This is a genomic window from Arthrobacter sp. 10L430, from assembly GCF_056395245.1.
In genome coordinates this window covers 51,907-65,271 of record NZ_JBFTJD010000028.1, presented here as the reverse complement: position 1 = coordinate 65,271, position 13,365 = coordinate 51,907, and the positions used below count along the sequence as shown (strand labels likewise).

At 65.5% G+C, this 13,365-nt stretch carries 10 protein-coding genes and 1 pseudogene; 4 read left to right on the top strand and 7 right to left on the bottom strand.

What is annotated here, in order from left to right; genetic code table 11:
- The 4 genes and pseudogenes from AC1DDG_RS18810 to tkt form a co-directional block, all read right to left on the bottom strand.
- Window positions 1-173 (bottom strand): annotated as a pseudogene (locus AC1DDG_RS18810) (glucose-6-phosphate dehydrogenase); the annotation flags it as partial.
- Between the two features lie 15 nt (window positions 174-188).
- Window positions 189-1,823: a glucose-6-phosphate isomerase gene (locus AC1DDG_RS18805; protein WP_230121316.1), complete on the bottom strand. Its 1,635-nt coding sequence runs from the start codon at window positions 1,821-1,823 to the stop codon at window positions 189-191.
- A 6-nt stretch (window positions 1,824-1,829) separates the two neighbouring features.
- Window positions 1,830-2,948 (bottom strand): transaldolase, encoded by a 1,119-nt coding sequence (gene tal, locus AC1DDG_RS18800; protein ID WP_476877247.1) that lies wholly within the window; start codon window positions 2,946-2,948, stop codon window positions 1,830-1,832.
- 29 nt (window positions 2,949-2,977) lie between these two features.
- Window positions 2,978-5,095, bottom strand: a complete 2,118-nt coding sequence (gene tkt, locus AC1DDG_RS18795) for a transketolase (RefSeq protein ID WP_476877251.1) — start codon at window positions 5,093-5,095, stop codon at window positions 2,978-2,980.
- Between the two features lie 518 nt (window positions 5,096-5,613).
- Here tkt and AC1DDG_RS18790 point away from each other — a divergent pair.
- Window positions 5,614-6,573, top strand: a complete 960-nt coding sequence (locus AC1DDG_RS18790; protein WP_476877246.1) for a heme o synthase — start codon at window positions 5,614-5,616, stop codon at window positions 6,571-6,573.
- A gap of 430 nt (window positions 6,574-7,003) precedes the next feature.
- Here AC1DDG_RS18790 and AC1DDG_RS18785 read toward each other — a convergent pair whose 3' ends face one another.
- The 3 genes from AC1DDG_RS18785 to AC1DDG_RS18775 are packed head-to-tail and all read right to left on the bottom strand — an operon-like array spanning window position 7,004 to window position 9,688.
- Window positions 7,004-7,948, bottom strand: coding sequence for a COX15/CtaA family protein (locus AC1DDG_RS18785; RefSeq protein WP_230121312.1), 945 nt, complete (start codon window positions 7,946-7,948; stop codon window positions 7,004-7,006).
- A 7-nt stretch (window positions 7,949-7,955) separates the two neighbouring features.
- Window positions 7,956-8,723 (bottom strand): ABC transporter permease, encoded by a 768-nt coding sequence (locus tag AC1DDG_RS18780; RefSeq protein ID WP_476877245.1) that lies wholly within the window; start codon window positions 8,721-8,723, stop codon window positions 7,956-7,958.
- Window positions 8,720-9,688, bottom strand: a complete 969-nt coding sequence (locus tag AC1DDG_RS18775) for an ABC transporter ATP-binding protein (protein ID WP_476877244.1) — start codon at window positions 9,686-9,688, stop codon at window positions 8,720-8,722. The genes AC1DDG_RS18780 and AC1DDG_RS18775 overlap by 4 nt, the downstream gene beginning before the upstream one ends.
- A gap of 105 nt (window positions 9,689-9,793) precedes the next feature.
- Here AC1DDG_RS18775 and AC1DDG_RS18770 point away from each other — a divergent pair, with 105 nt between their 5' ends.
- From AC1DDG_RS18770 to sufD, 3 genes are read left to right on the top strand one after another with little or no spacing between them, the layout of a single operon-like run.
- Window positions 9,794-10,651, top strand: coding sequence for a helix-turn-helix transcriptional regulator (locus tag AC1DDG_RS18770; protein ID WP_230121309.1), 858 nt, complete (start codon window positions 9,794-9,796; stop codon window positions 10,649-10,651).
- Window positions 10,648-12,111, top strand: coding sequence for a Fe-S cluster assembly protein SufB (gene sufB / locus AC1DDG_RS18765; RefSeq protein ID WP_230121308.1), 1,464 nt, complete (start codon window positions 10,648-10,650; stop codon window positions 12,109-12,111). Before AC1DDG_RS18770 ends, sufB begins: the two co-directional genes overlap by 4 nt.
- Window positions 12,111-13,361, top strand: coding sequence for a Fe-S cluster assembly protein SufD (gene sufD, locus AC1DDG_RS18760; protein WP_476877243.1), 1,251 nt, complete (start codon window positions 12,111-12,113; stop codon window positions 13,359-13,361). The genes sufB and sufD overlap by 1 nt, the downstream gene beginning before the upstream one ends.
- Window positions 13,362-13,365: the final 4 nt, after the last annotated feature.

Here is a 13,365-nt window from a genome sequence, read left to right as displayed (position 1 = left end):
TTCGCGAGGTCATACACGGCGGGCATGAGCTTCTTGCGGGYGAGGTCACCCGTGACTCCGAAGAGCACGAGCGACGACGGTCCGGCAATCCGGTTCAGACGGCGGTCCCGCGGATCCCGCAAAGGGTTCCCGCTCCTGCCCGCTGACCTCTTGCCGTTCAAAGTATCTGGCATGGTTGGTTTAGTGCCTTAGCTTTCAGTGGCGGATGCTGCCTGGCCGGCAAGCGCGGAAACAATCTCCTGGAGCTGGGCGACGCCTGCTGCACGCTCGGTGAGGTGCAGGCGCAGGACCGGGCGGCCGTGTTCGCTCAGGACTTGGGCGTCACCCGCGGCCTGTGCCGTAATGAGCTCCCCGAAGGTGAACGGGCGGTCGGGGATGGCCAGGTCCTGGCCGGACGCGGCCGTCACCTGCAGGAAAACGCCGATGGCGGGTCCGCCCTTGTGGAACTGTCCGGTGGAGTGCAGGAATCGCGGTCCCCAGCCGAAGGTGACCGGACGGCGGCTGACCTGCGCCAGTTCGTCGCGGATGCCCTCAAGCTGCGAAAACGCAAGGCGGTCAAAGTAGGCCTGGACACTGAGGTAACCGTTGGCGTCCAGCTTCGCGAGCAGGGCGGTGACCGCCTCCGCCGCCGTGGCGGCGTTCCCCAGCCAGTCCCCGCCGCGCACCTCGATGGCACCGTCGGTGAAGGCGGCCGGCGTCGGTTCCGGCTGAGCGTCCAGCAGGCCGCGGGCAGCCACCTTGGCGGCTTCCACGTCCGGCTGATCGAACGGGTTGATGCCCAGGAGGCGCCCGGCCACGGCGGTGGCGAACTCCCACACCATCATCTGGGTGGCAAGGCCGCCGGCAATGGCAACTTCGTTTTCACCGAGTTCGACGTCGGCATCCGCACCTACCAGCCGCACCACCAGGACGTCTTCGGCGCCGGAGGTGACCTCCGGGGCGGAGGGGCCGGCGACCACCGGCAGGACGCCGGTGCCGAGCTTGCCGGTGGATTCCGCGATGAGCTGCTCAGCCCAGTCGGCGAAGCCCACGATTCCGGAGCCGTCTTCGACGATGACAATCTTGTCCCGCAGCGGGTTGGTACCGCCAAGCGCCGTTCCAAGCGCAAGGCCGATGTTCTCCGGGGCGTCCTCGTTGAGGATTTCTGCCGCTTCCTCGGCCTCGTCGAGGAAGGACTGGATGTCCACCCCTGCCAGACCGCACGGAACCAGCCCGAACGCGGTGAGGGCAGAGTAACGCCCGCCCACATTGGGATCCGCGTTGAAGATGGCCCGGTAGCCGGCCTCGCGGGAAGCCTTGTCCAGCGGCGATCCAGGATCGGTGACAATGATGATCCGGCTCTTGGCATCAATGCCGGCTTCGGTGAAGGCATGTTCAAAGATCCGCCGCTGCGAATCCGTTTCCAGGGTTGAACCCGACTTCGAGGAAACCACGATGGCGGTTTCGGAAAGGCGGTCCGCGAGGGCAGCACCGACCTGCTCGGGGTCGGTGCTGTCCAGCACGGTCAGCTCGACGCCGGCGGTACCGGCGATGACCTCGGGAGCGAGCGAGGAGCCACCCATTCCGCAAAGGACGATGCGGGTGACGCCTTCGGCCTTCAACGCATCGCGGAGTTCCAGGATGCCGTCCACGAGGGGCTGCGAGACGGTAGCCGCCTCGACCCAGCCCAGGCGGACCGATGACTCGGCTTCCGCATCGGGACCCCACAGGGTGTGGTCCTTCGCGAAGATCCGGGTGGCAATGCGGTCCTCCACCAGGGCGGGCAGGTGCTGCTCAAGGGCCTTCCGGGCTGCGCCGGTGGCGTCGTAGCTGAGAGTGTTCATTGTGGGTTAGGAAGCCTTCCGTGCGGTGGCGAGGGCGCCCTCAACGTCGGCCAGCAGTTCCTTCCAGCTGGCAACGAACTTGTCCAGGCCTTCGGATTCGAGCAGGGCCACGACGTCGTTGTAGGAGACACCGAGGGCCTCCAGGGCGTTCAGGGTGTCGTTGGCTTCGGCGTAGGTGCCGGTGACGGTGTCGCCGGTGACCACGCCGTGGTCGAACGTGGCGTCGAGGGTCTTCTCCGGCATGGTGTTCACGACACCCTGGGCCACGAGTTCCGTAACGTACAGGGTGTCCGGGTAGGCCGGGTCCTTCACGCCGGTGGAGGCCCACAGCGGACGCTGCGGCAGGGCGCCGGCTTCTGCCAGCACTGCCCAGCGCTCGGTGGAGAACTGCTCCTCGTAGACCTGGTAGGCCAGGCGGGCGTTGGCGACGCCGGCCTTGCCCTTGAGGGCCTTGGCCTCGTCGGTGCCGATGGCGTCGAGGCGCTTGTCGATTTCCGAGTCGACGCGGGAAACGAAGAACGAGGCAACCGAGTGGATCTTGGACAGGTCGTGGCCGTTGTCCTTGGCCTGCTCGAGGCCGGACTGGAAGGCGTTGATGACGGCGCGGTAGCGCTCCAGCGAGAAGATCAGGGTCACGTTGACGCTGATGCCCTCGGCCAGGGTGGCCGTGATGGCCTCCAGGCCCTCAAGGGTGGCCGGGATCTTGATGTGGACGTTGTCCTTGTTGACCTTCTTGTACAGGTGCTTCGCCTCGGCAATCGTGCCGGCGGTGTCCCAGGCGAGGCGGGGGTCCACCTCGATGGAAACGCGTCCGTCCACACCATTGGTCGCCGCGGCAACCGGCGCGAACAGGTCGCAGGCGTCCGCGACGTCCGTGGTGGTGATTTCGAAGATGGTCTCTTCAATGCTGGCACCGGCCGCGGCCTGCTTGGCGATCGTGGCGTCGTAGTCGGTGCCGGCGGTGATGGCGGCGTGGAAGATGCTGGGGTTCGTGGTGACACCCACAACGTTCTTCTCTTCAATCAGCTTCTGCAGGGTGCCGGTCTTGAGGCGGCCGCGGGAGAGGTCATCGAGCCAGATGGAAACGCCGGCGTCGGAAAGCTGCTGCGTGGGAGTGGTAGTCATTGCAATCTCCTTGAAACTGTGGGGTGCTGTCAGGACTGGAGTTCGGCGATGGAATCCTTGGCGGCGGCGGCGACAGCCTCTGCCGTGATGCCGAATTCCTGGAAGAGTCGCTTGTAGTCTGCCGAAGCGCCGAAGTGCTCGAGGCTGATGGAGCGTCCGGCGTCGCCGACGAATTCCTTCCAGCCCAGGGCCAAGCCGGCTTCGACCGACACGCGGGCTTTGACCGCGGCGGGCAGGACTGCTGTGCGGTAAGCGGCGTCCTGCTTGTTGAACCACTCAACGCACGGCATGGAGACCACGCGGGTGGCGATGCCCTCGGCCTGGAGCGCCTCGCGGGCCTGGACGGCGAGCTGGACTTCCGAGCCGGTGCCGATCAGGATGACCTGCGCGTCAACGGTCTGTCCGTCCTTGGAGGCTTCGGCCAGGACGTAACCGCCCTTGGCAACGCCGGCGATGGAACCGAAGGTGTCGCCCTCGGCTTCGCCTTCGCCCCGCTCGTAGGTGGGGATGTTCTGGCGGGTGAGGACGATGCCGGCCGGGTTTTCGTGGTTCTCCAGCATGGCTTTCCAGGCTGCCGAAACTTCGTTGGCATCGCCGGGGCGCACCACGTCGAGGCCCGGGATGGCACGGAGGGATGCCAGCTGCTCCACCGGCTGGTGGGTGGGGCCGTCTTCGCCCAGGCCGATGGAGTCGTGCGTCCAGACGTACAGGGACGGCACGCCCATGAGCGCACCGAGGCGGATGGCCGGGCGCTGGTAGTCGGAGAAGATCAGGAACGTTCCGGAGAACGCCCGGGTCTTGCCGTGCAGGGCGATGCCGTTGACGATCGAGGCGGCAGCGTGCTCGCGGATGCCGAAGTGCAGGACGCGGCCGTACGGGTTTCCGGACCAGGCGTCGGTCTGCTTGGACGCGGGAACGAACGACGGCGAGCCTTCGATCGTGGTGTTGTTCGACTCTGCGAGGTCGGCGGAGCCGCCCCACAGTTCCGGCATGACCGGTCCGATGGCGTTCAGGACCTTGCCGGAGGCTGCGCGGGTGGAAACGTCCTTGCCGGCCGGGAAGACCGGCAGGGCTGCGTCCAGTTCGGTCGGAAGCTTGCGTGCTTCCACGCGCTCCAGGAGGGCGGCGGCTTCCGGGTTGGCGGACTGCCAGGCGCCGAAGGACTCTTCCCATTCCTTGCGTGCGTGGGCGCCGCGGTCCACGACGGCGCGGGCATGGGCCAGCACGTCCTCGTCCACGTCAAAGGACTTCTCGGGGTCGAACCCGAGGACTTCCTTCAGGGCAGCAACTTCCTCGGAACCCAGGGCGGAACCGTGGATCTTGCCGGTGTTCTGCTTCTTCGGTGCCGGGTAGCCGATGATGGTGCGCAGCGAAACGATGGAGGGCTTGGACGTCTCCGCCTTGGCAGCCACGAGGGCGGAGTACAACTCCTGGACGTCTTCCTTGTACTCGCCGGTCTTGGTCCAGTCCACGCGCTGGACGTGCCAGCCGTACGCCTCGTAGCGCTTGAGGACGTCTTCGGTGAAGGCGATGTCGGTGTCATCTTCAATGGAGATGTGGTTCTCGTCGTAGATGACAACGAGGTTGCCGAGCTCTTGGTGGCCGGCGAGGGACGAAGCCTCGGAGGTGACACCCTCCTGCAGGTCGCCGTCGGAAGCGATGACCCAGATGGTGTGGTCGAACGGGCTGGTGCCGGCGGGAGCGTCGGCGTCGAACAGGCCGCGTTGGCGGCGCTGGGAGTAAGCGAAGCCCACCGAGGAGGCCAGGCCCTGGCCCAGCGGGCCGGTGGTGATTTCCACGCCGGCGGTGTGCTTGTACTCGGGGTGGCCGGGAGTCAGCGAACCCCAAGTACGCAGCGCCTGCAGGTCCTGCAGTTCCAGGCCGTAGCCGGAGAGGAACAGCTGGATGTACAGCGTCAGGGACGTGTGGCCGGGAGACAGGATGAACCTGTCCCGCCCGATCCAGTCCGGGTTCTTCGGGTCGTGGCGCATCATCTTCTGAAAGAGAAGGTATGCGGCCGGAGCCAGGCTCATTGCGGTGCCGGGGTGGCCATTGCCTACCTTCTCGACGGCGTCGGCGGCCAAGACACGTACGGTGTCAACCGCGCGCTGGTCCAAGCTGGTCCATGACAGTTCTTGCTCTTCCAAATGTGGCACGAAAACCGGGCCCCTCTCTGTGCTGACGGCGGGCGGTACGGACAGGTCGCAGGAGGGCACAGGTTGGTGCCCGCTGCATTTTGTCTACCAGCCGTTCACCATTGAAACGTTGATCTTCATTCAGTCACTGGACGGATTGGGAATGCGGTTTCTCACCGTCTCCCACCGCGCGCTGATCTGCAGACAGCTTAGCTCTATTCCACAGTTCGGGCAGCGGAAATCTCACTAAATGGACGCATTTTCTCTTTTGTGAATCACTGTTGGCGGGACTCGGCGGTGAGGCTGCGTTAATGTGCTCGAAGCAGGCTCGAAGGAATCATTTTCAGTGATTTGCCGAAATGGGGTGATGCCACGGACTGATGCGCGACCGCGGTATGATATCGGGAGGCCACCGGCGGACAGGCAGGGCCCGTGCAGCGGACTTCTTAGCCCGTCAACCGCCGTTGAGGGATCAATCCGGACTCAGGATTCGGGCAGATCAGCCAGACAACACAGCCAGACAGAACAGAGTGACTGCCAACGTGAGCACAACAGATACGCCGCTGACCTCGTCCCGGGTTCACGGAAGAGCCGGATTAGCCCGCAAGGCGAAGGCGTACTTCGCTCTCACCAAACCACGGGTCATTGAACTTCTGCTGGTCAGCACGCTTCCCACGATGATCTACGCTCAGCGTGGCTTTCCGTCCCTCGGCCTGATCCTTGCCACCCTGGTGGGCGGCGCGTTCGCGGCGGGCAGCGCGGGTGCCTTTAACTGCTACATCGACCGCGACATCGACAAACTGATGCACCGGACCGAAAAACGGCCGCTGGTCACCGGCGAAGTCACCCCGCGCGAAGCCCTGATCTTCGCCTGGCTCCTGGGCGCGGCAGCCATCGCCATTCTCTGGTTCGGCGCCAACCCGCTGTCGGCCTGGCTGGGGCTGGGCGCCATCGTGTTCTACGTCGTGATCTACACGATGATTCTGAAGCGGCGCACGGCGCAGAACATTGTCTGGGGCGGCGCGGCCGGTTGTTTCCCGGTGCTGATTGCATGGTCGGCGGTCACCAACACAGTTGAGTGGCCCGCCGTCGTGCTGTTCATGGTGATTTTCCTGTGGACGCCGCCGCACTACTGGCCGCTGTCCATGCGCTACGGCGAGGACTACCGGAATGCCAACGTCCCCATGCTGGGAGCCATCGCCGGCGCCCGGGTGGTCTCCGTGCAGGTTGTCCTCTACGCCTGGGCCATGGTGGCGTGTTCGCTGCTGATGGTTCCCGCCGGTGGCGCGGGCTGGGTCTACACCGTTACGGCCGTGGTGGCCGGGGCCTGGTTCCTGTACGAATCCCATGCCTTGTACAGCCGCGCGCAGGGCGGCGACCTCTCGGACAAGGGGGCCATGAAGGTCTTCCACGGTTCCATCAGCTACCTCACGCTCCTGTTCATCGCGCTGGCCGTCGACCCGTTCGTGGGCCCGGCCATCATGGGCTAACCGGGCAACACCGGCCGCCCCGGCAACACCCCCGCGCCATTCTGGCCCCCGGGACGCTCTCTCACTTGTCGCAACAGATTCGGCAACGCTCTCTCTCTTGTCGCAACAGATTCGGCAACGCTCCTTCACATCATGTGTGGGAGCGTTCCTTTTTGCGCGCAGGATGTGAGAGAGCGTCGGCGGGAAGGGGGGCAGGATGTAAGAGAGCGCGTCCACGGAAGGGCGCAGGAAGTGAGAGAGCGTCCGCGGGAAGGGCGCAGGAAGTGAGAGAGCGTCCGCGGGAAGGGCGCAGGAAGTGAGAGAGCGTCCGCGGGAAGGGCGCAGGAAGTGAGAGAGCGTCGGGGGCAAAGGGAAGCACCCCGAACAACGCGGACCGGGGTGCTTCCCTCTTGCTGGACTACTCTTGTGCCGAGCTTCTTTGCGGGTTTCCCTACCTGGCCGGGCTGTAGCGGGCGATGTCTGCGGCGTTCGTGGCGGCGCTCATGAGCAGCGCCGCTCCCAGCATGTGGGCGCCCACGAGGAGTGCCGGAATGCCGTTGTAGTACTGCGTGAACCCGATGAGTGCCTGCAGCAGGGTGACGCCGAGAAGCATCAGGACTGCGGCGCGGAACGGGCCGGAGATGTGGCGTCGAAGCACCAGGTAGCAGGCAAACAGCGTCCCGGCGGTGATTAGGTACGCCGGCACGGCATGGATGTGGGAGAAGAGGTCCCAGTCGAGATCGTTCCGCGGCGCATTGGCGTCGCCGGCGTGCGGACCGGCACCGGTGACCACGACTCCCAGCATGACCGCCACGGCGGAGAATACTGCGACGGCGGTCATGACCGGCCGCAGCACCCCTGGCAGGGCGGGCAGCGCGTGGTCCATGAAGCGGCCTGTCCGGCCGTAGGCCCTGTTCACCAGCAGCGTGGCGAAAACCACCAGCGCCATGGAGACGAGGAAGTGAAGTCCCACCACCCACGGGTTCAACCTGGTGAGCACGGTGATTCCGCCGATCACCGCCTGCGCCGGGATGCTGGCAAGGAGGCCCAGGGCCAGCAGGAAAAGGTCCTTCCTTTCCTTGCGAAGGTTCCACAGGTAGACCAGCATCAGGACGGCGACGGCGGCCAGGGCGAAGGTCAGGAGCCGGTTGCCGAACTCGATGAAGCCGTGGATGCCCATTTCCGGCGTGTTGACCAGCGAGCCGCTGGTACAGCGAGGCCAGGTGGGGCAGCCCAGTCCGGAGGCTGTGAGCCGGACGGCGCCGCCGGTGACCACGAGGAGCGTCTGCCCGATCAGGGACAGCACAGCCAGGCGGCGGACTGCTGAATCAACGGTGACCGGAAGCCGTGACGTAATGCGGCTGACGATCTGGGGGAGGCGCGAAGCCGTACTCACGGTTATCTCAATTCCACTTGAACCAACGGATGGCTGCTGCACCGGCCACAACGAGCCACAGCAGCAGGACCAGGACGGCATTGCCATTGACCGCGCCGTGCAGGAACGCGTCGCGCAGCCCTTCTCCAAGCGAGCCTGACGGCAGCAGGTGCACGGTGTCCTGGGCCAGTTTAGGCAGCCGCTGCGCGGGTATCACGATGCCACCGAGGGCGCCCAGGAGGATCCACAGCAGGTTGGTGATGGCGAGCGTGGCCTCGGGGCGGACCGTGCCCGCAACCAGCAGCCCCAGAGCCGTGAACGCCGCGGCGCCCAGTACCAGCAGCCCCAGGCCGGGAAGCCAGCCCGACGCCTCGGTCCGCCAGCCAAGGATGAAGGCGACGGCGGCGACCACAACGACCTGCAGGAAGAGCACGGCAAGCACGGCGAGAATCTTGCCTGCGATGAGGCCGGTACGGCCCAGCGGTGTGGTGGACAGGAAGCGCAGCACTCCGTACCGGCGGTCAAATCCGGTCGAGATTCCCTGTCCGGTGAATGCCGTGGACATCGCGCAAAGGGCGAGGATGCCCGGCACTGCCACGTTGATCCTGCTGTCCCCCATGCCGTCCAGCAGCGGGGTAACGGTGAGCCCCACGAGGGCCAGCAGCGGCAGTACGATCGCGAGAATCAGCTGTTCGCCGTTCCGGAGCATCGTTAGCGCTTCGTATTTGCCCTGCAGGATGATGCGGCGGAGCAGGGGAGCGGCACTGCTGCGGGTGCTGTCGGTGAGTGGCGTCATCGGACGTCCCTTCCGGAAATGTCGAGGAAAACATCTTCGAGGCTTCGCGCCTCCATGCTCATCGACCCGGGCATCACACCGTGCCGGGCCCACCAGCCTGTTAGGGCCGCAAGGTCATCCGGAGTGAGCGCGCCGGTGGCCGAGTAGCTTCCGGCCCGGGTTTCCCGGACCTCCACCTCTGCAGGGAGCACGCCCGTGAAGTCGAGGCCGGGCAGGGCCTCGAAGTGCAGCGTCCGGATGTGGCCCTTGTGGGTCATCTCCGGAGTATGGTGCTGCAGGAGCTCGGCGACGGTGCCCTCGGCAACGTTCCTGCCGGCGTCGATGATGTACACATAGTCGGCCAGGCGCTGGGCGTCGTCCATCAGGTGGGTTGTCAGGATGATGCCCATCCCGCTGTCCCGGAGCTCCGAGATCAGCCCGAACACGAGCTGGCGCGACTGGGGATCAAGGCCGGCGCTCGGTTCGTCCAGGAACAGCACTTCCGGGTTGCCGATGAGGGCCGCTGCGAGAGCCAGCCGCTGCTTCTGCCCGCCCGAGAGCCGGCGGACATTCGTGCGGCTGAAGGAGTCAATGCCGAGCCGCTCCACCAGCTCGCCGATCGGCTTGGGGTTCCGGTACATGCCGGCGATGTGGCGAAGGAGGGGAAGAGGACGGGCCGACGGCGGGAGGCCGCCTTCCTGGAGCATGACACCGACGCGGGAGCGCAAGTCAGCGCCGGCATTGCCGGGATCCTGGCCCAGGAGCGAAATCGTACCGCCGGTACGCTTCTGCAGGCCCTGGGCGCATTCAATCGTAGTGGTCTTGCCGGCGCCGTTTGCTCCTAGCAGGGCTGTCACTTCGCCGCGTCCGGCGACGAGTGACACCTCGCTCACCACCCTCAGCATCCTGCCATCGAGGGTGGGTAGCGGACCAACGTCCTTAATGAGCCCGCTGATGGCCAAAACGGGGGATTTGGGGGATCGCACCCCAGCATTCTACGTGAAGTAGTACTGCCCTTCCTGAGTGACCGCCAACCCCAGGTCAGCCAAGCCTTACTGGATGACCGGAGTAAATTACGACATGATTGTGTTGTGTATTCCATGACCAACTCCACATTCGTGCCCCTGGCCGGATCCGGCGCGCGGATCAGCGTGCTGCGCGGTGGAAAGCCGGCTGCCCAGGGCGCGCTGCCGCCCGCGGCCGACGCCGACGAGCGCACGCGCGACCGCGTCCTCAATGCGGTGCTGGAACACGGCCCCGTCAGCGCGGCCGAACTCGGTGATCTGCTCGGGTTCACCCCGGCCGCCGTCCGCCGCCACCTCGACCATCTGTCCCGCGCCGGTGTGATCGAGGTCAAGCGTGCCGCCCGCGCCGGGGCAGGCGCCGGCCGCCCGGCCCGCCGCTACGTCCTGAGCTCCCAGGGCCAGTCCACGCTGGGCGACGATTACCTGAACATCGCCAGCTCGGCGCTCAAGCAGCTCCAGGAGATCGCCGGCACCGAAGCGGTCCGCAAATTCGCCGTCGAGCGCTTTGCCGACATGGAACGCCGCTACGCTCCCGAAGTGGACCAGGCCGGAACCGATATCACGGCCCGCTCCCAGGCGCTTTCCGCCGCCCTGTCCCGGGACGGCTTCGTCGCCTCCACCGCTTCCATCGAAGCCAAGGCCCCGCTTCCCGCGGCGCTGTCCAGCGTCCAGCTGTGCCAGGGCCACTGCCCCATCCAGCAGCTCGCCACGCAGTTCCCGGTGTTCTGCGACGTGGAAACGGAAATGTTTTCGCGGCTGGTGGGCGTGGACGTCAGGCGCCTGTCCACCCTGGCCCGCGGGGGCCACGTCTGCACCACCCACATACCCACAGGCCGTCCGGCCGCGACGGGGGCCCACGCTCCGGGAGCGGAACCGGGCACCCTGCACGAAGTATCCAACCATCTGCAAGAAAGGCCGCTATGACGGACCAACTATCAGAGAACAAGGTTGCTGAGACTGCTGTGATTTCGGAGATTCTGGAGAAGAATCCCGAGCTGCACGGCATCGGCACCTACGAGTACGGCTGGGCCGACAAGAACGACGTCGGGGCCAACGCCCGGCGTGGTCTCAACGAGGACGTCGTCCGCGACATTTCGGCTAAGAAGAGCGAGCCGGAGTGGATGCTGGACCTGCGCCTCAAGGGCCTGAAGTACTTCGACCGCAAGCCCATGCCCACCTGGGGCGCGGACCTGTCCGGCATCGACTTCGATAACATCAAGTACTTCGTGCGTTCCACGGAAAAGCAGGCCGCCACTTGGGAAGACCTGCCCGAAGACATCCGCAACACGTACGAGAAGCTCGGCATCCCGGAAGCCGAGCGCAGCCGCCTGGTTTCCGGCGTGGCCGCGCAGTACGAGTCCGAGGTGGTCTACCACCAGATCCGCGAGGACCTGGAACAGCAGGGCGTCATCTTCCTGGACACCGACACCGCGCTGCGGGAGCACCCGGAGATCTTCCAGGAGTACTTCGGCACCATCATCCCGGTGGGCGACAACAAGTTCGCCTCGCTGAACACGTCCGTGTGGTCCGGCGGTTCCTTCGTCTACGTGCCCAAGGGCGTCCACGTGGACATTCCGCTGCAGGCGTACTTCCGCATCAACACGGAAAACATGGGCCAGTTCGAGCGCACCCTGATCATCGCGGACGAGGACTCCTACGTCCACTACATCGAGGGCTGCACGGCCCCGATCTACACGTCCGACTCGCTGCACTCCGCCGTGGTGGAAATCGTGGTTAAGAAGGGCGCCCGCGTCCGATACACCACCATCCAGAACTGGTCCAACAACGTGTACAACCTCGTGACCAAGCGCGCGATCTGCGAAGAAGGCGCCACCATGGAGTGGATCGATGGCAACATCGGCTCCAAGGTCACCATGAAGTACCCGGCTGTCTACCTCACGGGCGAGCACGCCAAGGGCGAGACCCTGTCCATCGCGTTCGCCGGCGAGGGCCAGCACCAGGACACCGGCTCCAAGATGGTCCACATCGCGCCGAACACCAAGAGCTCCATCATCTCCAAGTCCGTGGCCCGCGGCGGCGGGCGCGCTGCCTACCGCGGCCTGGTCCAGATCCGCGAAGGCGCCAAGCACTCGGCCAACACCGTGCGCTGCGACGCCCTGCTGGTGGACACCATCAGCCGTTCGGACACCTACCCCTACATCGACATCCGCGAGGATGACGTCCAGTTGGGTCACGAGGCAACTGTCTCGCGCGTTTCCGAAGAGCAGCTCTTCTACCTCATGTCCCGCGGCATGCGCGAAGACGAAGCCATGGCCATGATCGTGCGCGGCTTCATCGAACCGATCGCCCGCGAACTGCCGATGGAATACGCCCTCGAGCTGAACCGCCTCATTGAACTCCAGATGGAAGGATCCGTCGGTTAATGACTGCCGAAATTACTACTGAAAAGGCCCGCATCGGAGCGCCTTCCATCGCAGGTTTCACCGAGGAAGGCGAGGGGCTGGTCTCCGCCAAGGTTGACCACAGCCACAACCACGGCGTCACCGTGATGTCCTCCCGCGCCGAGAGGCTCACGAGCTTCAACGTCGCTGACTTCGCGCTGCCCACCGGCCGCGAGGAAGAGTGGCGCTTCAGCCCGGTACGCGGACTGGCCAACCTCCTCTCGGACACTGCAACGGAGCTTGATCCCGAGCCCGCAACCGCGTTCACCGTGGAAGCGCCCGAAGGCTACGTCCGCGGCACTTTGGCTCCCGGAGCCGCCCCGCGCGGAACCGTGCTGACGCCGGCCGACCGTGCCGCCGTCGTCGCTTCCGCCAATGTTGACGAGGCCCTGCACCTGGTCATTCCGGCCGAGGCAGAGCCGGCTGAGCCGCTGCGGATCCTGGTCCACGGTGCAGGTGCCGGCCGCCGCTCGAACGCACACTTCGTGATCGAGGCCGGTGCCAACTCACGCAGCGTCGTGATCGTGGAACACACCGGCGCAGCCGATCACAACGGCAACCTGGAAGTCATCGTCGGCGAGGGCGCCAAGCTCACCGTGATCTCGGTGCAGCTCTGGGAAGACGACGCCAAGCACCTCGGCCAGCACGACGCCGAGGTGGGCAAGGACGCTGTGTACAAGCACATCGCCGTGTCCCTGGGCGGATCCATTGTCCGGCTCAACTCCAACGTTCGCTTCTCGGGTGAAGGTGCCGAGGCCGAGCTGCTGGGCCTCTACTTCGCCGACGCCGGGCAGCACCTGGAGCACCGGTCCTTCGTAGACCACAATGTGGCCAACTGCAAGTCCAACGTCCTGTACAAGGGCGCCCTGCAGGGCAAGAACGCGCACACCGTATGGGTGGGCGACGTCCTGATCCAGAAGCAGGCCCTGGGCACCGACTCGTACGAGAAGAACCAGAACCTCGTGCTGACGGACGGCTGCCGGGCGGACTCGGTCCCGAACCTGGAGATCGAAACCGGTCTCATCGAAGGTGCCGGACACGCGAGCTCCACTGGGCGCTTTGATGACGAACACCTGTTCTACCTCATGGCACGCGGCATTCCCGAAGAGGTGGCGCGACGTCTCGTCGTCCGCGGCTTCCTCAATGAGATCATCCAGCAGATCAAGGTTCCGGCCCTCGAAGAGCGCCTGACCGTGGCTGTTGAGCGTGAACTCGCCGCGACCGAAAACTAAGCAG

Coding starts and splice junctions, on each gene's coding strand:
- AC1DDG_RS18805 (WP_230121316.1), bottom strand. CDS start 1,823: ATGAACACTCTCAGCTACGACGCCACCGGCGCAGCCCGGAAGGCCCTT.
- tal (WP_476877247.1), bottom strand. CDS start 2,948: ATGACTACCACTCCCACGCAGCAGCTTTCCGACGCCGGCGTTTCCATC.
- AC1DDG_RS18780 (WP_476877245.1), bottom strand. CDS start 8,723: ATGACGCCACTCACCGACAGCACCCGCAGCAGTGCCGCTCCCCTGCTC.
- sufB (WP_230121308.1), top strand. CDS start 10,648: ATGACGGACCAACTATCAGAGAACAAGGTTGCTGAGACTGCTGTGATT.
- sufD (WP_476877243.1), top strand. CDS start 12,111: ATGACTGCCGAAATTACTACTGAAAAGGCCCGCATCGGAGCGCCTTCC.